The following is a 12,707-nucleotide window of genomic DNA, read 5'->3' on the forward strand; positions in this document are numbered from 1 at the left end:
TGACCCAGCTGTGGCGCGGGCCGGGGCCGGTCACGCTCGACTCGGGGGCGGAGCGCGCACCAGCGCGCAGGCGGTCTGGGCCCGTGCCGAGCACGAGGCCCGACGCGCCCGGGAACGCTCCACCTCCCGACACTGATCGAACAGGTGTTCTAGGCTGGTCGCGTGATCGCATCTCTGACCGGGCAGGTCGCCCGCATCGACCTCGACTCCCTCGTGCTCGAGGTAGGTGGGATCGGCTACCTCGTCCGCACCACCCCGCAGGCGCTGATGGCCACCCGCCACGGCGCCGAGCTCACCCTCCACACCGAGCTGGTGGTCCGCGAGGACTCGATGACGCTCTACGGCTTCCCGCACGCGGACGAGGCCGAGACCTTCCGCATCGTCCAGTCAGTCTCCGGCATCGGCCCCCGCACCGCCCTCGCGGTGCTGGGGTGCTCGAGCCCGAGGAGCTGCGGCGCGCGATCGCGGAACAGGATGCGAAGACCATCACCCGCACCCCGGCATCGGACCGAAGGTCGCCAGCCGCATGCTGCTCGAGCTCAACGGCAAGCTGCCTGCACCCATGATCGCCACGGGCGAGGGCGCCGTCCCCGCTCCTGCCGCCCCCAGCGGCGGTCCGGACGCTGACGTGGTCGAGGCGCTCGTGGGCCTGGGCTGGGCGGAGAAGGCCGCGCTCGGCGCGGTCGAGGCCGCTCGCGCCGACGGCGGCGCGCAGCTGGACGCCGCCGAGCTGCTCCGGCAGTCCCTGCGCGGCCTCGGGGGCCACCGATGAGCGACGAGGACACGTCGCTGACCAGTGCGGAAGCGGTCCCGCCGGAGCGCACTGCCGAAGCCGCCCTGCGCCCGCGCCGGCTCGACGAGTTCGTCGGCCAGAAGGTGGTGCGCGATCAGCTCTCGCTGGTCCTCGATGCGGCGGTCGCCCGAGGAAGGTGCCCCGAGCATGTGCTGCTGTCGGGTCCGCCCGGACTGGGCAAGACCACGCTGGCGATGATCATCGCCGCAGAGCTGGCGACCCCGCTGCGGATCACCTCCGGTCCGGCTGTCCAGCACGCCGGCGATCTCGCCGCGATCCTCTCCTCCCTCGAGGAGGGCGAGGTGCTCTTCATCGATGAGATCCATCGGCTGGCCCGTCCTGTCGAGGAGATGCTGTACATCGCGATGGAAGACTTCCGGGTCGACGTCATCGTCGGCAAGGGCGTCGGCGCCACGTCGATCCCGCTGGATCTCCCGCCCTTCACGGTAGTGGGGGCGACCACCCGCGCCGGCCTGCTTCCGGCACCGCTGCGCGACCGCTTCGGGTTCATCGGCCATCTCGACTTCTACGGCGCCGAGGAGCTGCGCGAGGTGGTGCGGCGCTCTGCCTCACGCCTCGAGATCGAGCTCGAGGAGTCCGCGGCGGTCGAGATCTCCTCCCGCTCACGGGGCACGCCGCGCATCGCCAACCGGCTGCTGCGCCGCGTGCGCGACTGGGCCCAGGTGCGGGGGAGCGGCCGGCTCGACCTCGCCGCCGCGAAGGAGGCGCTGCGCGTCTACGAGGTGGACGAGCGGGGACTCGACCGCCTGGATCGTGCAGTGCTGTCCGCGCTGTGCGGACGCTTCGCCGGCGGGCCCGTGGGGCTCTCCACCCTCGCCGTCGCGGTGGGCGAGGAGATCGAGACCGTCGAGACCATGATCGAACCGTACCTGGTGCGCGAAGGGTTCCTGCTGCGGACCCCGCGCGGCCGCGCGGCGGCCCCCGCCGCCTGGACGCACCTCGGCCTCGAAGCTCCAGAGGGGCCCGAGGGCGTCGCCCCGATGCTCGGCCGCTTCTGAGCCGAGGATGATCGACGCATCACCCTGAGAGGCGAGGGGCCGCTCGGCGGGTACAGTGGGGCGGTCAATCGTCCGCGGCAGGACCCGATCCGTGCAGGAGCATCGTGAGGGGCTCCGCCGAAAGGAACTCCGTGGAATCCCTTCTTCCTCTCCTGCTCATCTTCGCTGTCATGATGCTGCCCCTGCTGTTCATGTCGAACCGCCAGAAGAAGATGCAGCAGAAGCAGGCTGAGCTGGTGAAGCAGCTGGGCGTCGGCGACGAGGTCCGCACGCACTCCGGCTTCTACGGCCTGATCATCGACTCCTACGACGATGTCGTGATCCTCGAGTCCGAGAACGGTGCCCAGACCAAGTGGGCCCGCCAGGCGATCTCCCAGGCCGTCGACCCCATCGATGAGGTCGAGGGCTCGGAGCAGGAGCTGGACTCCGATCTGGAGCGCGAGGGCGGTATCCCCGGCGTGACCGTCTCCGAGGACGACGCTCGTGGCGAGGACCAGCGCCGCGACGAGCGCTGAGCAGCGCAGACCTCGTACCGGGCGCCCGTTCCAGGGCCGCCCACCTGATCACCGCTCGTCCGCCGTCCTGAGGAAATACGCACCATGCCCGCACGTCGCATTGCCCTCGCGGCCCTCGCGGTGCTTATCCTGCTGCTCGGCGGCGGGATCGGCGCCGGGGTCTGGAAGGGCGACTGGCAGCCAGCACCCAAGCTCGCCCTCGACCTCGAGGGCGGCACCCAGATCATCCTGCAGGCGCAGTCCCGCGACGGCTCCGCGATCGACGCCGCCGCCATGGAGCAGGCGCGCCAGATCATGAGCCAGCGCGTCAACGCCATGGGCGTGGCGGAGACCGAGATCACGGTGCAGGGCGGCACCAACATCGTCATCGACGTCCCCGGTCAGCTGGACCAGGCCACCTCGGAGGCCGTACGCCAGACCGCTGCGATGTCGTTCCGCCCGGTGCTGGGCGTGGTCGCCCCTGAGGGGAGCGGCGAGGCGATGCCCTCCGACGGCGGCGGCGAGGCCTCCGATGGAGGCAGCGAGGGTGAGGGTGCGGAGGAGACTTCCAGCGCGCCCGCGGATCCGTCCCAGCAGCTGTTCGACGGGCTCGTCGGCTCCGACTCCTCGATGGCGCCGCCGGCCGCGCCGGCAGAGGGCGACCTCCCGTACCCCGCATGGTCCATGGACTGGCTCACGCCCGAGATCCAGACCGAGCTGATGGCGGCGGACTGCGTGGACCCGCGTGCCCAGCAGGAGAGGGTCGCCGAAGCCTCTGCAGATGAACCCGTGGTGGCCTGCGACCCCGACGGCACAGCGAAGTACCTGCTCGGTCCCGAAGTGGTCGCCGGCGCCGCGATCGAGAGCTCCGGAGTGGCGGCTGACGTCACCCCCACCGGCCAGGCGACCGGCTACTACGTGGTGAACATGAGCTTCGCGGAGGATGCCGCGGAGTCGTTCTCGGGCATGACCTCCGCCCTCTACAACGGCCAGGGCGCCACCGCTGCCTTCGGCATCGTGCTGGACGGACTGGTCATCTCAGCCCCTGAGGTGCAGGAGCCGTCCCCGGGCGGTGAAGCTTCGATCTCCGGGAACTTCTCGCAGGAAGAGGCCGGTCAGCTCTCCGATCAGCTGCGCTTCGGCGCCCTGCCCCTCGAGTTCGACGTCGCCTCCGAGCAGCAGATCTCCGCGACCCTCGGAGCGGATCAGCTCCAGATGGGGCTCATCGCGGGGCTCATCGGCCTGGCTCTGGTGGTGCTGTACGCCTTCGCGCAGTACCGACTGCTCTCGATCGTGACCATGTCGAGCCTGTTCATCATGGGGCTGCTCACCTACGGCACCCTCACCGTGCTGTCCAACATCCCCGACATCGGCTACCGGCTCTCCCTCGCCGGCGTGGTGGGCCTGATCGTCGCGATCGCCTTCACCGCGGACTCGTTCATCGTGTACTTCGAACGGGTGCGTGACGAGATCCGTGACGGCCGAGGCATCGTCGCGGCGGTGGACCATGGATGGGATCGTGCCAAGCGCACGATCCTCGCCTCCGACATGGTGAACCTGATCGCGGCCGTCGTGCTCTACGTGCTGTCCACCGGTGGTGTGCGCGGATTCGCCTTCGTGCTGGGGCTGACCACGGTGCTCGACCTCGTGATCGTCTTCCTGTTCACCCACCCCGTGCTCCAGGCCCTGGTGCGCACCCGGTTCTTCGGCAAGGGCCACCCCTGGAGCGGGCTGGATCCCGCCCGTCTGGATCGTGACGTCCCCGCCTATGCCGGCCGCGGCCGGGTGCGCGTGGCCGGGGAGCGTGGCCTACGAGGCCGCGATGATGCGGAGGAGGAGGCCCGCGAACCGATCGCGGTGCGCCGAGCCCGCCTGGAGCGGGAGGCCGCGGAGCGTGCCGCCTCCGCGGAGACGGAACAGACCGCCTCGACCAAGACCGCCGAAAGGCCTGGCGACCAGACCGGCATCAGTGACGACGACTCCGAGGAGCAGAGCCGATGAGCGCGACCTTCGCCCGGTTCGGCAACGACCTCCACGCCGGGCGGCGGATCATCCCGCTGGTGACCCGCCGCAGGACCTGGTACCTGCTCAGCGTGATCGGCATCGTGCTGCTCGCGGGGCTGGCGGTGCTGCGCGGTCCGAACCTCGGTATCGAGTTCACCGGCGGCTCGGAGTTCCAGGTCGCCGGGGTCGCAGACACCGAGCAGACCTCGGCGCGCGACGTGGTCCGCGAACACCTGCCCGACCGCGAACCCAAGATCACCGTGCTGGGACAGGACACCGTGCGGGTCCAGACCGAGCAGCTCGACTCCACCGAGACCGCAGCCCTCGCCCAGGATCTCGCCGCCGCCTACTCGGTCTCGCCCGAGGCGATCTCCACCTCGTACATCGGCCCGGTGTGGAGCGGCGACGTCACCCAGAAGATGCTCCGCGGCGTGGTCGTGTTCCTCGTGCTCGTGGCCGGCATGATGGCCCTGTACTTCCGCGACCTCAAGGCGTCCCTCGCCGCGATGGGCGCGCTCGTCCACGACATGCTCGTCACCGCGGGGATCTACCTGGTCGTGGGCTTCGAGATCACACCGGGCACGGTGATCGGCTTCCTCACCGTCATGGGCTACTCGCTGTACGACACGATCGTCGTCTTCGACAAGGTCCGCGAGAACATCGACGGTCTCACCCGCCAGCGGCGCAGCACCTTCGCGGACCAGGTCCAGCTCGCGGCCAACCAGACCCTCGTGCGCTCGATCAACACCTCGGTGGTGGCCCTGCTCCCGATCGGCTCGATCCTCGCGATCGGCGCCTTCCTGCTGGGCGCGGGCACGCTCAAGGACATCTCCCTGGCCCTGTTCATCGGCATCATCGCCGGTACCTATTCCTCGATCTTCCTGGCACCGGGCTTCCTGGTGGACCTGCGTCGCCGCGAGCCCGAGATCGCCGCGCACACCGAGCAGGTGCTCCGGGAGCGTCGCGGAGAGGATGCCACCCCGGCGCCGGGTCGCCGTCGCGCCCGCACCACCGCCGAGGAGACCCCCGAGGACGAGAGCGAGCCGGCGACAGCGGATGCGGAGGAGGACGCCGAGGACGATCTCCCGGTGGAGGACCACGACACGGAGCCCGAGGCCGACGGGGCCACCGCACCCGCAGCTCGTTCCGAGCGTCATCAGCCGCGCCGCTCATCGCGCCGCCGGCGCACCACACCCAAGCGAGGACACCGATGACCGATCCCGTGCCCACCACGGAGCAGATCGAGGCGATGCTGCACTCGCACATCGCCGAGTACCCCGATTTCCCGGCCCCGGGCGTGCTGTTCCGGGACATCACCCCGCTGCTGCGTGACGCTGCGGCCCTGCGTGCGGTGATCCAGTACTGGATCACGCTGATCCCCGAGGACATCGAGTACATCGTGGGGACCGAGGCACGCGGCTTCGTGCTGGGCGCTCCGCTGGCCTACGAGATGGGGGCCGGGTTCATCCCGGTGCGCAAGGCGGGAAAGCTGCCCGGCACGCCCGCCAGCCTGAAGTACGACCTCGAGTACGGCAGCGCAGAGATCCAGATCCCCGAGAACTCGCTTCCTGCAGGGGCCCGGACGCTGATCGTCGACGACCTGCTCGCCACCGGCGGCACCGCCGCGGCGACGATCGAGCTCACGCGCCGCTTCGACGTCGAGGTCCTCGGTGCCTCCTTCCTGATCGAGCTCGAGGGCCTCGGCGGGCGTGAGCAGCTGCCCGGCGTGCCGCTGACGACCGTCTGGAGCATCGAGGGCTGAATCCCTGAGGGGCGGCTCCGGAGCAGGACGAGTGCCGCACCGGGGGAGCGCGCGGACGGGGCCCGCGCATCGGTGACCCGCGCGTAGACTGGAACCTCCCAGCCAGGAGGTGCACATGTCGCAGCAGCCCGGATCACAGCCCGCGAAGGCCGATGTTCCCCGGCCCGGCGATCAGAGCGCTTCCTCGACGCCCGCACCGACCCCGCGGGCCCTGCCCCCGGCCCCGCGCCGGGCACGCTCGCGGCTGTCTTTCTTCTCCCCGCGCGCCGGGTCCTCCGTCGATCCTCTGCTGGCACCGCTGCTGGAGACGATGACTGCGGTCAGCCCGAAGGAGAACCTGGAGATCGTCCGGCGGGCGTACACGGTCGCCGAGCGTGCGCACCGCGGACAGACCCGCAAGAGCGGCGATCCCTACATCACCCATCCTGTCTCGGTCGCGACGATCCTGGCCGAGCTGGGGTCCCCGGCCGAAGTGGTCGCCGCCGCGCTGCTGCACGACACCGTGGAGGACACCGACTACTCGCTCGAGCGGCTCCGCTCCGAGTTCGGCGAGGTGATCGCCGTGATGGTCGACGGGGTCACCAAACTGGACAAGGTCACCTACGGCGAAGCGGCCCAGGCTGAGACGGTGCGCAAGATGATCGTGGCGATGAGCCGCGACGTGCGAGTGCTGCTGATCAAGCTGGCCGATCGCCTGCACAACGCGCGGACCTGGAAATATGTCCCTGCCGCCTCCGCCGAGCGGAAGGCGAAGGAGACCCTCGAGATCTACGCGCCGCTGGCGCACCGCCTGGGCCTGAACACGATGAAGTGGGAGCTCGAGGACCGCTCCTTCCAGGTGCTCTACCCGAAGGTGTACGAGGAGATCGTCTCCCTGGTCACCCAGCACGCCCCGGCGCGCGAGCAGTACCTCTCGACCGTCTCCTCGCGGATCCAGGAGGATCTGAAGAAGGCACGGATCAAGGCCGAGGTCACCGGACGGCCCAAGCACTACTACTCGATCTACCAGAAGATGATCGTGCGCGGCCGCGACTTCTCGGACATCTACGACCTGGTCGGGGTGCGGGTGCTGGTGGACACCGTGCGCGACTGCTACGGCGTGCTGGGCACCCTCCACGCACGCTGGTCCCCGGTGCAGGGCCGGTTCAAGGATTACATCGCACTGCCGAAGTTCAATCTGTACCAGTCGCTGCACACCACAGTGATCGGGCCGACCGGCAAACCGGTGGAGATCCAGATCCGCACCCGGGAGATGCACCGCCGGGCGGAGTACGGGGTCGCGGCCCACTGGAAGTACAAGGCGATGGCCGGCAGCCAGGGGGCACGGACTCGACCCCGATCACCAACGACGCGGCCTGGCTGCGACAGCTCATGGACTGGCAGAAGGAGACCACGGACTCGGGGAGTTCCTGGACTCGCTGCGCTTCGAGATCAACACCCAGGAGGTCTACGTCTTCACCCCCAAGGGTGACGTGCTGGCTCTCCCGCAGGGCGCCACTCCCGTCGACTTCGCGTACTCGGTGCACACCGAGGTGGGGCACCGCACCATCGGCGCGCGGGTGAACGGACGCCTGGTCTCCCTCGAGTCGTCCCTGTCCACAGGGGATGTGGTCGAGGTCTTCACCTCGAAGTCCGCGGACGCCGGCCCGAGCCGTGACTGGCTCGGCTTCGTCCAGTCGCCCCGTGCGCGGAACAAGATCCGTCACTGGTTCTCGAAGGAGCGCCGGGAGGAGGCGCTCGAGAAGGGCAAGGAGGAGCTGGCCAAGGCGCTGCGCCGCCAGGATCTGCCGATGCGGCGCCTGCTGACCCACGAGACCCTCGCCACCGTCGCGGACGACCTCAACCTCCCCTCCGTCGATGCGCTGTACACCTCGATAGGCGAGAACCACACGGGCGCTCAGCATGTCGTCGAGAAGCTGCGCGCATCCTTCGGCGGCTCCGACGGCGCCGCGGAGGACCTGGCGGAGATCACCCTGCCGTCCCGGGTGCGGCCGCGCGGCAGCCGCACCGAACGGCACACCTCCGAGACCGATCAGGGCGTCATCGTGGACGGTCACGCGGACCTGTGGGTCAAGCTGGCGAAGTGCTGCGCCCCGGTGCCGGGAGACCCGATCGTCGGCTTCATCACGCGCGGCTCCGGGATCTCCGTCCACCATGAGACCTGTGCGAACGCGATCCAGCTGCAGGAGCAGCAGCCCGATCGGATCGTCGACGTCGCATGGTCGGGTCGCCACAGCACGGCCTATCTAGTGCATATCAAGGTCGAGGCTCTCGACCGGCCGCGCCTGCTGACGGACCTGGCCCTGGTGATCTCCGAGCAGCAGGTGAATCTGCAGTCGGCGTCCGCGCATTCGAACACGGACCGCTTGGCCACCACATTCTTCTCCTTCGAGCTCGCCGACCCCTCCCATCTGCAGTCCGTGCTCGCCCAGGTGCGCCGCATCGAGGGCGTCTATGACGTCTATCGGGTGACCGCCGACGGCAAGCCGGTGGGGACGAGCGCACCGCTGACCACGCGCTGAGCACCCAGCATCTGCTCGAGCCGTTTCCTCGCGGCGTGCACCCCCGGATACCTGTGCATCAGCCGCAGGCGCCGACCGATCTCCTCCACCTGTGCATGGCCGCCGTCGACCAGTTGGTGCAGTGCCGGTCCTGCGATCCGGGTCGGCGCGAACCTCAGCAGATCCAATGCGGTGCGCACGGGGACGGTGATCGGAGCGCCGCCGATGGTCTCGATGTCGTCCGGGAGTATCCGTGAGTGGCGCAGGACCACCCCTGCCAGGTCGCCCCGGTGGGCAGGGGAGAGCAGCTCCGCGTACGGAGGCGGCATGCCTCCCAGCACCACCCACGCCGCGGATGGACCCGCGATGACGTGATGGGCCTGCAGATTCGCGCCGAGCGCGCAGCCCAGGGCGAGCGCCCGCTGCACCGCGCTGCGCAGCAGATCGGGGGCAGGAAGATCCCTGGCAGGATCCGGTGGAGATAGCCGTCGACGACCAGCCCGTGGGTGGAAGGGGTCTCGTCCCAGCGTTGGAGCGAGGCGCCGAGCGGGACGGCGAGCTCCGCCGCGTGACGGGACCACACCGCGCAGAGCCCGACGGACGCGGGATCCGACGGGACGTGAGGGCCGACGTGACGGAGCTCCAGCTCCTGCGCCTGTGCCCGCTCCGATTGTGGCGGCACCGTGGCCTGAAGCGGCACGATGCGGCGCGGAGCGATGAGCTGTTCCATGTCCCGACTCTGATCGGGCCGGGACCGGATGGCAAACGCCCCGCCTGCCACTGTGGACAGACGGGGCGGTGGAGGAGAAGTCGACCACGACGTGCGCGGCCGCGGACTCCAGGAGGTCAGCCGAGGTCGCGCGCGGAGCGCTCGATCACCGCGAGCCATTCCTTGCGGGCCTCGAGGGCAGCCTCCGTCTCGGCGATCTTCTTCGGGTTCCCGCCGGCGACCGCCTTGTCGTACGCCTCCTGGTAGGAGGCGATCGCGGAATGCAGCTGCGAGGAGGCGCCCTCCACACGGGCCTTGGTCCGCGGATCGGTGCGACGCCATTCGTCCTGCTCGGCATCCTTCACAGCACGCTCCACGGAGCGCAGACGATCATCGACGCGGCGCATGTCCCCCGGGGGACCTTGCCGGCCTCCTCCCAGCGGTCCTGGACGGAATGCAGGGCCTTCTTCGCCGCATCGAGGTCCTTGGCCGGGTCGATCGCCTCGGCCTCCGCCAGCAGCGTCTCCTTGACCTCGAGGTTCTTGCGCTGCTCCTCCTCGGTCTCGTGGAGGTCCGCGTTGCGTGCCTGGAAGAAGGTGTCCTGGGCGGCCTTGAACCGCTTCCACTGCGCGTCATCCTTCTGCGGCTGCCGCGCGGTGCGGTGCGCCACTCGGCCATCAGATCCTTGTAGGCGCGGACCGTGGGGCCCCAGTCGGTGGACTCCTGCATCGCTTCGGCGCGCGTGATCAGCTCCTCCTTGACCGCCGCGGCCTCGGAATGCTTGGAGTCCAGCTGCGAGAAGAACTGCTTGCGCATCCGGTCGAAGGTGGCGCGAGCCGCCGAGAGCCGCTTCCACAGAGCCTCCTCGGTGGGACGGTCCAGGGGCACGTCCTCCTTCTGCATCTGCTTCCAGGTGGGCACCATCTGGCGCATGGTGTCGCCGGCGTTCTTCCAGGAGATCTGCTCCGGATCCGTGGCGACCAGGGCCTCGATGGACTCGACGAACTCGGTGCGACGGCGGGACGCCTCCTCGCGACCGGCGGCGCGCTCGGCTTCGAGTGCCTTGATCTTCTCCTTGGCCTGCTCGCGAAGATCCGCGGCCCGCGCCCGCAGCGCCGGGATATCCCCGACGACCTGGGGCTCCTTCAGGTTCTTCCGCAGATTCTCCAGCAGGCGGTTCAGCTCGTTCTGCGTGTGCTCGGGAGCGTTCAGCGTGGTCTGCGTCAGGTCGAGGAAGGCGACCAGATCGAGATAGCCGCGCGCAAAGGGCTCCAGAGCCTTGCTGTGATCCGTCTCGGTGGTGGTGCCGACGGTCCGCACCTGGGTCCCGTCCTGGACCGTGACGGCACCGTCCTCGGCGACGGTGCCGAAGGCGATCGCTGTGGCGAGCTCCTCGGCGGAGTACTCGGTGACCGGGGAGCGACCGGCAGCAGCGCGGCGCTGGGCTTCTTCGCCGCCAGAACGGCGGGGGAGGGCATCGAGGGCTTGGGGACCGTCCCCGGCGTCGGCTTCGGAGCGGGGGCTCCGGGACCGGGCGTCGCGGTCTCGTCCGTGGCGGAGCCGGCCTCGGGCGTGCTCGGCACCGCGGCGGCGTCGGATGCTCCGGCGTCCCCTTCGGGCTGCGCAGGCTCGGCCTCCGCCTGCTCTGCCGGCGCGGCGGCCTCTGCGCCGTCCGTCGGGGCGTCGGCGCCCGTGGGGGCGTCCGCCGGCTCGGGGGCGGAGTCGGTCGGGGGCGTCGAGGCCTGATCAGGAGCCTGATCGGCGGCCGTCTCAGGGGACTGATCGGCGGAAATCGACGCGGGGACGGGAGTCTCGGACTCGCTCACGATTGAGCTCCTTCGGAGGGATCCGCTGCAGGGCGGGACACTGCCGCCATGATCGGCGGTCGGGCTGGCACGTGGACTGCCCCGGGAACGGGGAGAACCACGTCACGGAACTCTACAGTGACCGGCGCATCTCGTCAGACCGGTCCTGCCCCCGATACCCGAAGCACCCCAGGGGGGATAATGGACCCCGGCACTCAGCCCAAGAACCAGAAGGATGTGCACCGCATGGCGAAGATCGCCGCCCTGTCAGGCTTCCCGGAGTGGCTCCCCGCGGAGCGTCTCGTGGAACAGCACGTGATCGACGTGTTCCGCGAGGTGGCCGAGCTGCATGGGTTCTCGGGCATCGAGACGCGCGCCGTCGAACCGCTCGAGCAGCTGCTGCGCAAGGGAGAGATCGACAAGGAGGTGTACGTGCTGCGCCGCCTCCACGCCGAGGGCGAGGACGCCCCGGAACAGACCGGGAACGACCAGTCGCGCACCCTGGGGCTGCACTTCGACCTCACCGTTCCACTGGCCCGCTACGTCCTCGAGCACCAGAACGACCTCGCCTTCCCGCTGCGGCGCTTCCAGATCCAGAAGGTCTGGCGTGGCGAGCGCCCGCAGGACGGCCGCTTCCGCGAGTTCTACCAGGCGGACCTCGACGTGATCGGCCAGGACACCCTGCCCGGGCACATCGAGGCCGAGGTCGCCACGGTGATGGCCGAGATCCTCGACCGGCTCCCGATGCCGCAGTTCACGATCCACGCCAACACCCGCCGCCTCTCCGAGGGATTCTTCCGCTCTATCGGCCTCGAGGACCAGACCGCGGTGCTGCGCAGCCTCGACAAGCTCCCGAAGGTCGGCGCGGAGGCGGTGCGCGAGCTGCTGCTGGCCGAGACCGGAGCGACCCCGGAGCAGGCGCAGGCCTGCCTCGACTTCGCCGCGATCCGCACTCGCGACGGCTCCTTCGCCGAGCAGGTGAGGCAGCTCGGCGGCAGCGGCGAGATGGTGGAGCAGGGCATCGCTGAGCTCACCGCTGTGCTCGAGCGGGTCGAGGCCGCGGTGCCCGGCGTGATCATGGCCGACCTCTCGATCGCACGCGGGCTCGACTACTACACCGGCACCGTCTTCGAGACCTTCGTGACCGGCCATGAATCGCTCGGCTCGATCTGCTCGGGCGGGCGCTATGACTCGCTGGCCGTGGACAACCGCCACACCTATCCGGGCGTGGGCCTGTCCATCGGCCTGTCGCGCCTGGTCTCCCGGCTCCTGTCCGCAGGTCTCGCCAGGCCGAGCCGCAAGGTGCCCACCTGCGTGCTCGTCTCCGTCGCCGACGAGGAGCAGCGCCACCTCAGCGATGCCGTCGCCCGCTCGCTGCGCAGCCGGGGGATCCCTTGCGAGGTGGCGCCCACCGCGGCGAAGTTCGGCAAGCAGATCCGGTACGCGGACCGTCGCGGCATCCCCTTCATCTGGTTCCCGGGCGGCGAAGGAGCGGCCGACGAGGTCAAAGACATCCGCAGCGGCGAGCAGACCGCCGCGGAGGCGACGGTCTGGGAGCCGCCGGCGGAGGATCGGACCGTGCGGGTCCTAGCCGCGGAGCAGACCGCGACCCCGTGAACC

The 12,707-nt window shown here is 69.9% G+C and carries 9 protein-coding genes and 3 pseudogenes; 8 read left to right on the top strand and 4 right to left on the bottom strand.

Annotated elements, in window-relative coordinates; genetic code table 11:
* Positions 1–162: 162 nt before the first annotated feature.
* The 7 genes and pseudogenes from ruvA to H3H54_RS08365 all read left to right on the top strand — a co-directional run bounded on the left by ruvA (position 163) and on the right by H3H54_RS08365 (position 8,594).
* Positions 163–772, top strand: a pseudogene (gene ruvA / locus H3H54_RS08335) (Holliday junction branch migration protein RuvA).
* Positions 769–1,812 (top strand): Holliday junction branch migration DNA helicase RuvB, encoded by a 1,044-nt coding sequence (ruvB, locus tag H3H54_RS08340; protein ID WP_262426228.1) that lies wholly within the window; start codon positions 769–771, stop codon positions 1,810–1,812. Before ruvA ends, ruvB begins: the two are co-directional and overlap by 4 nt.
* A gap of 131 nt (positions 1,813–1,943) precedes the next feature.
* A complete protein-coding gene (yajC, locus tag H3H54_RS08345; protein WP_262426229.1) occupies positions 1,944–2,327 on the top strand; it encodes a preprotein translocase subunit YajC in 384 nt (127 codons plus the stop codon).
* An 84-nt stretch (positions 2,328–2,411) separates the two neighbouring features.
* Complete coding sequence (gene secD / locus H3H54_RS08350) at positions 2,412–4,307, top strand: protein translocase subunit SecD (protein WP_262426230.1); 1,896 nt, start codon at positions 2,412–2,414, stop codon at positions 4,305–4,307.
* Positions 4,304–5,524: a protein translocase subunit SecF gene (secF, locus tag H3H54_RS08355; RefSeq protein WP_262426231.1), complete on the top strand. Its 1,221-nt coding sequence runs from the start codon at positions 4,304–4,306 to the stop codon at positions 5,522–5,524. The genes secD and secF overlap by 4 nt, the downstream gene beginning before the upstream one ends.
* Positions 5,521–6,072, top strand: a complete 552-nt coding sequence (locus tag H3H54_RS08360; RefSeq protein WP_262426232.1) for an adenine phosphoribosyltransferase — start codon at positions 5,521–5,523, stop codon at positions 6,070–6,072. Before secF ends, H3H54_RS08360 begins: the two co-directional genes overlap by 4 nt.
* Positions 6,073–6,187: 115 nt before the next feature.
* Positions 6,188–8,594 (top strand): annotated as a pseudogene (locus H3H54_RS08365) (RelA/SpoT family protein).
* Here the strand turns inward: H3H54_RS08365 and H3H54_RS08370 are convergent.
* The 4 genes and pseudogenes from H3H54_RS08370 to H3H54_RS08385 form a co-directional block, all read right to left on the bottom strand.
* Positions 8,534–9,001, bottom strand: a complete 468-nt coding sequence (locus tag H3H54_RS08370) for a hypothetical protein (protein WP_262426233.1) — start codon at positions 8,999–9,001, stop codon at positions 8,534–8,536. The pseudogene H3H54_RS08365 and the gene H3H54_RS08370 overlap by 61 nt on opposite strands.
* 418 nt (positions 9,002–9,419) lie before the next feature.
* Positions 9,420–9,689, bottom strand: a complete 270-nt coding sequence (locus H3H54_RS08375) for a hypothetical protein (protein ID WP_262426572.1) — start codon at positions 9,687–9,689, stop codon at positions 9,420–9,422.
* Entirely contained in the window at positions 9,644–9,952 is a 309-nt protein-coding gene (locus H3H54_RS08380) for a DUF349 domain-containing protein (protein WP_262426234.1), read from the bottom strand. Before H3H54_RS08380 ends, H3H54_RS08375 begins: the two co-directional genes overlap by 46 nt.
* Before the next feature lie 41 nt (positions 9,953–9,993).
* Positions 9,994–10,602 (bottom strand): annotated as a pseudogene (locus H3H54_RS08385) (DUF349 domain-containing protein); the annotation flags it as partial.
* 731 nt (positions 10,603–11,333) lie between these two features.
* On the opposite strand from H3H54_RS08385, the gene hisS reads away from it, so the two are divergent.
* Positions 11,334–12,704: a histidine--tRNA ligase gene (hisS, locus tag H3H54_RS08390; RefSeq protein ID WP_262426436.1), complete on the top strand. Its 1,371-nt coding sequence runs from the start codon at positions 11,334–11,336 to the stop codon at positions 12,702–12,704.
* Positions 12,705–12,707: the final 3 nt, after the last annotated feature.

It is taken from the genome of Brachybacterium sp. Z12 (assembly GCF_014400405.1).
Classification (GTDB): domain Bacteria; phylum Actinomycetota; class Actinomycetes; order Actinomycetales; family Dermabacteraceae; genus Brachybacterium.

Bases quoted from the DNA above. Each gene is read 5' to 3' on its own strand.
- ruvB (WP_262426228.1), top strand. From the start codon at position 769: ATGAGCGACGAGGACACGTCGCTGACCAGTGCGGAAGCGGTCCCGCCG.
- secD (WP_262426230.1), top strand. From the start codon at position 2,412: ATGCCCGCACGTCGCATTGCCCTCGCGGCCCTCGCGGTGCTTATCCTG.
- secF (WP_262426231.1), top strand. From the start codon at position 4,304: ATGAGCGCGACCTTCGCCCGGTTCGGCAACGACCTCCACGCCGGGCGG.
- H3H54_RS08360 (WP_262426232.1), top strand. From the start codon at position 5,521: ATGACCGATCCCGTGCCCACCACGGAGCAGATCGAGGCGATGCTGCAC.
- H3H54_RS08375 (WP_262426572.1), bottom strand. From the start codon at position 9,689: ATGCGCCGCGTCGATGATCGTCTGCGCTCCGTGGAGCGTGCTGTGAAG.
- hisS (WP_262426436.1), top strand. From the start codon at position 11,334: ATGGCGAAGATCGCCGCCCTGTCAGGCTTCCCGGAGTGGCTCCCCGCG.